This window comes from Campylobacter concisus (assembly GCF_002165785.1).
Classification (GTDB): domain Bacteria; phylum Campylobacterota; class Campylobacteria; order Campylobacterales; family Campylobacteraceae; genus Campylobacter_A; species Campylobacter_A concisus_W.
Genome location: NZ_NDYO01000011.1, coordinates 1 through 7,831 on the forward strand (window position 1 = coordinate 1; position 7,831 = coordinate 7,831).

Genomic DNA, 7,831 nt, shown 5'->3' on the forward strand with positions numbered 1-7,831 from the left:
CGAACTAGAAAACTTAGCTAAACAATATGGTGGAGTATATATATTTGATGAAAAATTTGAGAAAGAGATAGAGAGGCAAGAACAAATAAGAGATAATAAAAGAAAAGAAATTCTAGAGAGAATAAAGACAATACCTAATAAAAATGAAAGAAATCAAAAAATGAGAGAAATTTTAAAAACAGAGTTTTACGATAATCCAAAAATGGATCAAACCCTCTCAAATGGTAAAAGATATTATGAAAATTCAACAGATTATGAAAACCAAACCAAAAAGAAAATAAAAATCCCAATAGAATATAAAGAAAAGGTTATAAATTTTATAGGTATAGATAATTACAACAAATATAAACCAGGATTTGATCTAGGTTATTTTTGTATAGATAAAGAAGGCAATATCGAAGTAATAGATATGACAGTTGATTACTATATTGTAAAAACAGATTATGGACTATTTGGTGACGAAGGAAGAGGATTTAGCTTTAAACAAAATAGATATGTAAATATAAGCGGTGGAAATAAATTCATTCTAACAAACAACAAATTCATAAAAGCAAACAAGGACAAGTAAGTGCAAACTAAAAAATCAAATAAAGAGCTAATAAATTGCTTTAAAGACTATATTGATATAGCTGATGCAAGTTATGCAATGCTTCATAATGTATTTGAGAATGAAAGAAATGGACTTGATGAGCTTTATGATAAATTTGGTAAAGATAATGTCCCTGAAAATATTGTAAATTCTTATAGAGAAGATGAAAAGAAAAAGCCTATTTGGAGATATGCGGATGATATTACTTTAGGTGATAAGATTGACAAAAGCAATGAAACAGATACATCACAAGCAAATAATAGAAATTTTGGTGAATCTACTGCTTATGCTCTTTGTATTGAAGCTAGATTTATGGCAGATAAAATAGTAAAAAAACCAATAGAAGAAGGAGATGAAAAAGAAGAAATTGTTGAGTTATCAAATAATGTTAAAAATTTTATAAAAACATCTAAAACCAAGCCACCAAGAATTTTTTATACCCCCGAATCCCTCTCTCCTCGCACAAAACTATTTGTCAATCGCTATGAGCTAGTAAAGCACATACCTAATCAAAAGTCAGGTTTTAGCTCAACTATATTTTATGACACGCTTAAGTTAAACTATATCATAGGCTTTAGAGGAACAGAGATGAAAATAAATGATCTCTTAGATGATGCCTTTATGGCCATCACATCAAGAGCACTTATGCAAATATCTGCTTTAAAATCACTTCAGTCCTCTATGCAAGAAGCTATAAATTCTCATAGTCAAAACTTAAGTGGTTTAGATAACACTACCAAAGACATCATCCTATCAGGTCACTCATTAGGAGGTCATCTAGCTCAAATATATGCAGTAACTTTCAAAGATAGCGGAGTAAAAGAACTTTATACTTATAACGCTCCAGGAATTTATGGTGGTATATTAGCTTCAGCTTTTACTTGGAGCTTAAGGCTTCTCAGCTTTGTAGCCAAAGCCATAGCAAAAGGTGCAAGATGGATAGCAAGAGTCATAGACAAAGATGGCTTTATAGGAAAGATGGTAGGCTCAGTCTTTAACAAGATAAAAGGTATGTTTGGCTTTAAAGATGATAAGAGTAGCGTAGACGAATATGTAGATGTGGTTAAAAATAATGAACAGGCTCAAAAGACTCTTGCAGATAAAAAGGTGAGCTCTAATATAAATAAAGTTAGCAAAGAAAAAGATATAGACATAGAGATACATCACGTAGAGAGCGTTAAACAAAGTATAAATAGAGATGAAGATAGCTTTTCGAAAGATGTAGCTGTTTTGATAGAACCTACCTTTTCGGTCATATCTGATCTAGGCTATAAGCTAGGCATAGATACAACTGGCGAAGTAAAGTATGAAAATACCGAGAATAGACACTTGGTGAATATATTAATTAGATCTCACTTTTTAAAAGAGAGTGTTTTGGTTTTATATATGTTGTGCTATCTCTTGGAAAACAAAGAAAATGAAGCCAAGATAGAGGGTAAAGATATAGCTGAAGCACTTGATTATCTAAATGAATATATCCAGTCACTTAAATTTAAACTAAAATGCATAAGATCGAAGTTAAATTTGGATGTAAATATAGATGATATAAGTGATGCTTCTATGCTAGATACGCCTTTATATATCTTTTATGCTTATTTAAATCTCTTTTATGAATATGGCAAATTTAGTGATGAAAATTTTAAGCAAGATATGGTCGGGTATATAATAGAAAATTTAGGCAGCAACATAGATAAAAATAGCAATAAAGAGGCACATCTAGTAAAGATACTAGATATAGATGATCTAGATAAACTAGATGCGGCAAAGATAGTAAGTGATGCTAGAGCTGGCGACATAGATATGCTAGTGGCTATTTGTGCTTTGAATTTATTTGTATTTGAAAAAAAGATAGATGTAAATGAGCTTGGTAAATACTTCTCTTATAGCAAAAACATCTATAAAAATATAACGATACTACGAGATAGCAGAGTGGATATAGCGGAGGCTAGCATCTTTGTAAAAGATAGAATAGATATGCTAAAGAGCATAATAAATCTAAAATATGCGGATCTAGTAAAGCTAAAAGAAAATGAAAATTTCTTGGCTAGCATAGACTCTAAGGACATAAACTCTAGCGATGAAGCCATAGTAATAGCTAATAATAAATCTGCTCAAAATAATGACGATGTGGCTTACAACAATAAAGTAGCAACCGATGATATAAAAGCTCTTATGAATGAGAGCGTGGGAAGTATCTTTTATAAAAACAACGATACCCTTAGTGTAAGTGCAGTGGATAAAAGTATAGTCGATGTTGAGGTATTAAAGGAGATATTTAAGCTAGATAGCAAAAATATGAATCAAAGAATATATCTAAACTCTGCCCTTTTGTCTAAAGCCAATGAAGAGGAGGATTATCCACTTTATTTTAAAGACGAAAAATATAATAGTGATGAGAATATACCTCTAAATTTTACTCATCAGCCAAGAGATGAGGATAAAGATATAGGAAGGCTAAATGTTGCTTATAGAAATTCTCAAGCAAATATATTAAATTATTCACTATTAAATAAGAGTCTAAATATCGATCTAAAACCAATGAGCAAAAAGACTAAAGAGGCTCTTTCAAATTTAAATCAAAGGCAAAATTTACAAAAAGATAATCAATCTAAAGAAATTTCATCTACTGCGACTTCATGCCCTGTCATAGAAGACGACACTATCATTTGCCCACATGGCGGTCATGTGATCTTAAAAAGTAGAGCGGGCAAGAGTATAAGATCAGACGATCAAGGCGTGATACTTGATGTTGATTTTATAAACTCACCAATAGTAGGCTGCTCAGCTAGGATCCCATGTGTCATAGTAGCTTATGTACCAAGATCGGCACTTAGTCTAAAAAGCATGAATGATCACTACGCTGTAATGCAGGATCTAGTGCCAAACTGCCTAAGCAACACCGGCTCTTCGCTAAGGTGCATAAAAAAAGAGAATAAACTAAAACTAGAGCATAGTTTAAGTAATTCTGTGTTTGAGAATAATAACCTTGCCGTACAAAATCCAAATTTAAATAAGCCATTGATCAGACTTTATATAAAAGCTTTTGCTTCTCAAATAGATAATCTTTTGGTAACTACCTATTATCTATTTGATAAAAAATTTGAAGATAAAAATGGCTTCAGCAAGATCAAACTCAATTTAGACGAAGGAAGAGACGTAGAGGATAAGAATTTAAAGGCTCTTTTAGCGGATAATTATGACGATAAGCGTTATGACATCAAAGAATTTAAACTAAGATATGGAGTGGATAAGCTGAATTTGATATTTGTAGTTCCAAAGAATTTTAGCTCTCTTGATAAAGAGAACTACAAAAAGGCAAATAGCCCGGAAAGTGGGGTAGGCTTTTTTGCCAGTTTAGATGAATTTAATAGTTCTAATATAGAAAAGAATAGACGTACTTACACTTATATTTTTATGTCTCCAACTGGAGCTAAAAGCATAGAGCTTGAGATAGCTAAAGGGCTAGATAGTGGCTATACAAATGACATAAACACAACTAGCTTTGTAATGCTTGTTAGTTGATAAATTTAAAGAGAGGAATCGTTCTTGAGATTAGATAATACAAAAATTATTAGAAGCATAGAAGACTTGCTTGACGCATTTGATGTTTTTGCTGACAAATATCAAAACATAACATTTTATTGTCGCGATTTAAACCATTTTCATGATACCAATATATTAAATGGAGATGCTTTATATAACAAGACAATCGCGAGGCTATACAATCACAAGAAAGCCAATAAAAATGTGCTTATAAAAACATATAAGTATTTAGAAAAGTCAAATTTATTTAAAAGCGAAAAAGCTGTTAACACAACCAATAAGATAACAATCAAAGATATTGATATAGATGTAGAGGTTCTTAGTAAAGAACAAGATGTAATAGCAGAATTCGTAAAAGAGCTAATAGAACTTGCAAATAATGGTAGAAGCAAAGACAATAAGATTAAAAATTTTGACGATGCATCTAGCCAGTTGGTATCTAACTATAAAAATATAGAGACAAATTTTGAGGCTATATTAGATAAGCTAAAAAATTCGCTAATCAACAAAACCAATACAATACTAAGTCGTGAAAATTTTGATAAAAGAGATGAAACCGTAAAGGCCATAGAAGAGAGCTTTAAAAATATAAAAGAAAATCTCAAAAAAGCTTCAGATGATGGCAATAAATATATTTTAAAAGAGATCACAAAATTTCTAATCAATCTTGTCGACATAAGCGATATAAAAGGATCATTTAAGCCGCTAGCTTTATTGCTGGCAGCTCCAGAGGCGATAACTACTACTACAAATATAATTGACTTTTTAAACAAAAGGGGCTTTTACGCGTTTTCTGGTCCAGCCGCTAGCTTGCTAGCTACTAAATTTGGCTTTATACTAGGTCTATTAAATACAGTGTCGTTTAATAATATATTGGTTTTTACAAATAACGATCAAAAAAGTGGAAAATTTATAGATTTTTCATGCTTTGATATAACAGCCACTAAAGCCAAGAGCAATTATGATGAGTATATTGGTATTTGTTCTGATTTTATTTTAGAGGGCGATGAGCAAAGCTTATTTGACGCTAGAGTAAGCAAAAATGAAAATGTAGACAAGTCTAAAAATATATCTATATGCAAAAACGACAAGAACAATAGCGAAGAGAGCTTACTTAAAAGGATAGAAGAGTGCGTGATCGCAAATAGAGCAAATTTTGTCTATATGCAATATCCATTTTTTAACTCTTTCAAATTTGCAAATCTCCTAAAAGACAAATCCCTAACAACAAAAGACGATACTCACAATACAAATAATAGTAGCGGCATCTCTAAAAACTATCTTGTCGTCTCAAACGCCCCCATGAAACTAAACGCAAAGCTAAACGAGCACCTTATACAAAACATCTTAAGCTATAAGATAGAAGATAGTATAAACAGAGTTAGCGGTAAAAAGATAGTTGATCCCAAAAATGTAGGCAATGTAAAAGACTATAGTCAGTACTCTATACAAATAGGTGCCAAAAACGATGAAGACCTTTATCTTTTAAGCTTAAGTCCTTTTACGAGAGTTATTAACTCTAGGCTTGCAAAATTTGAAAAGGATATAGAGGAGTATAACTCATATATGAAAGGTGTCAAAAATTTTCATGGAAGTGACGCAAAATCAGTAGAGGTTTTAAACACCACTTTTAACGCAAAATACAAAAAATTTAATGAGGCAAATTTATATCTAGGTCGCATAAATAGACACTTTAAAAACGCCAAAGATATGGAAGAGATAGTTAATAATGAAGAGGAATTTTTAAAAGCCAATATAAAGGAATTTGAAATTTTCTTTTCAGGCTTAAATTCAAACTTGAAACATGATAAAGTGGCTTATTTTTTAAACCAATACTTTAAAATGCCTAATGAAGGGATGGAGAGTTTTGAAGCAATAGCTGATGAATCTTACAATCAAGTTTCTATAAGGACACATTATTACTACCCTGCTACAAAAATATTTCTTCTAGTGATGGGCTATTATGTCATAAGGCAGATATTTGATAGCTCTATTATTAAGCAAAAAGGATTAAAATTTTCATATCTTTCATCAAACTATGAGACACTAGAGATATTTGGTGAAACACTTAATGTTCTTTACGAAAATACATATTATATACAAGAAAATAATGCTATTGTGCCTATTTACTTCTTCAAGCAAACAAAAGAAGCAAAAAAAGAACAAGATGCTATCTGCATAGAAGAGATAGTAGAAAAAATAGAGCAAAGCCATGTAAGAAATGGTGAAAATATACTAGACGATGACTCCTATAATGAGCTAAAAGAGCTTCTTAAAAATTCTACCGGCATAGACGGAGAAAGCATAGATGATAAGAATTTTGAAAAGTATATTAAACAGATAGACGATGATGAGTATAAATATACTATAGATCTATCTTTAACATCAACATTAGATGATGCCCTATATGATATATTTCCATTTTATGGCTTTTTCATAGACAAGTCTGACGATATAATGAAAAAAGTAATTGACGCTGTGTTCTCAGGTGGTAAAGGCAATATCTTTAAGAATATTTTTATGGAGCTAATAGGAGAACTAAAAGTATTTAGTATGCTAGGCGAAGCGCCAGTTGCAAAACTAGTTCACGAAAACAATAAAAAAGCCTTGAAAAAAATCAAACAAACAGCATTTGCTGGAGTGGTCAAAGTAAAAGGCAACCAACTTCTCTATATATATGTAGATAACAAAAAAAAATCCAAACACAGCATAAAAAAAACAAAACAATGGATAGATGAATTTGAAGTAGGCATAAATGTAAAAAGACAAATAGCTATAAGTGCTGGTAAAAATTTTTTAAAAAATAGCTTAAAAACTTATGCAGAAACTTTAATACAAGCTGGATTTGGCTTTTTAGTAGATAGTTTTTTCATCAACAACTACGAACAACAAAAAAGATCTTATGAACTAATACTTCATAAGTATTTCACAAATAAATTTAATGATACCTATGCTGTTAAGAATATATCTTATGAACCTTATTCAAATAAAACAAGTGAATATACCTACTACCCTATAGAGATATACTCATCTTTTATAAATATAGATCTAAAAAGAACTATTATAGGAGGAAGACTATCTAGTGGAGGACTAGACTATCATAACTTCTTCTACTATGATATAAACACCACTACAAACAAACTAGACTCTAATCTATCTAAAGATATAAGTCTAGATACTATGATATCTTATCTATGCCTAGATGAGCTAAGAACAGATAATAAAACTGATGAAGAGTTCTTTAATAACCTTAACAAAAGAAATAAAAAACTAGCATATTCACCAAAAGAGCTTATGCTACAAGGAGTTAAAACATTGCTAACAATAAGTCCATCAAACTCAATAGATATAAAGCAAAGAGATGAAATTTATGAGATGTATAAAGCAAATAAAAGCACCTCAAAACAAGCCCTACCAATAGACAAATACAACGAAGCTATGGAGATACTAGAAGACTTTAAAAATGGAAATTTAAATACCAATGTATGTGAAGTAGATAATAAATCAAGAAGACTACTAAAGGCATTAGATGTGATAGGCAATAATAATGTAAAGGGTATGTATGTGGGGTGTAAGGATAATTATAATAATGGTAAATTTAACATTTCAAAACCTATAATCCCCCCACGCCTAATAGGTCGCCTAGCTACCACCATAGTAATGGAAGATGGTCTTTACATAGGATAACAGATGAAAAAG

General features: G+C 30.9%; 3 protein-coding genes. All 3 read left to right on the forward strand.

Translation table 11 applies throughout. The features are described 5' to 3' along the window. A partial coding sequence (locus tag B9N62_RS10545; protein WP_087585144.1) for a hypothetical protein occupies window positions 1-568 on the forward strand: 568 nt, incomplete at its 5' end. After that, window positions 569-4,111 carry an Mbeg1-like protein gene (locus tag B9N62_RS08590; RefSeq protein WP_180382183.1) on the forward strand — a complete coding sequence of 1,181 codons (3,543 nt, stop codon included), beginning with the start codon at window positions 569-571 and terminating at the stop codon, window positions 4,109-4,111. Between the two features lie 24 nt (window positions 4,112-4,135). Next, on the forward strand, window positions 4,136-7,819 hold the full coding sequence (locus B9N62_RS10550; protein WP_180382184.1) for a hypothetical protein: 3,684 nt from the start codon (window positions 4,136-4,138) through the stop codon (window positions 7,817-7,819). Window positions 7,820-7,831: the final 12 nt, after the last annotated feature.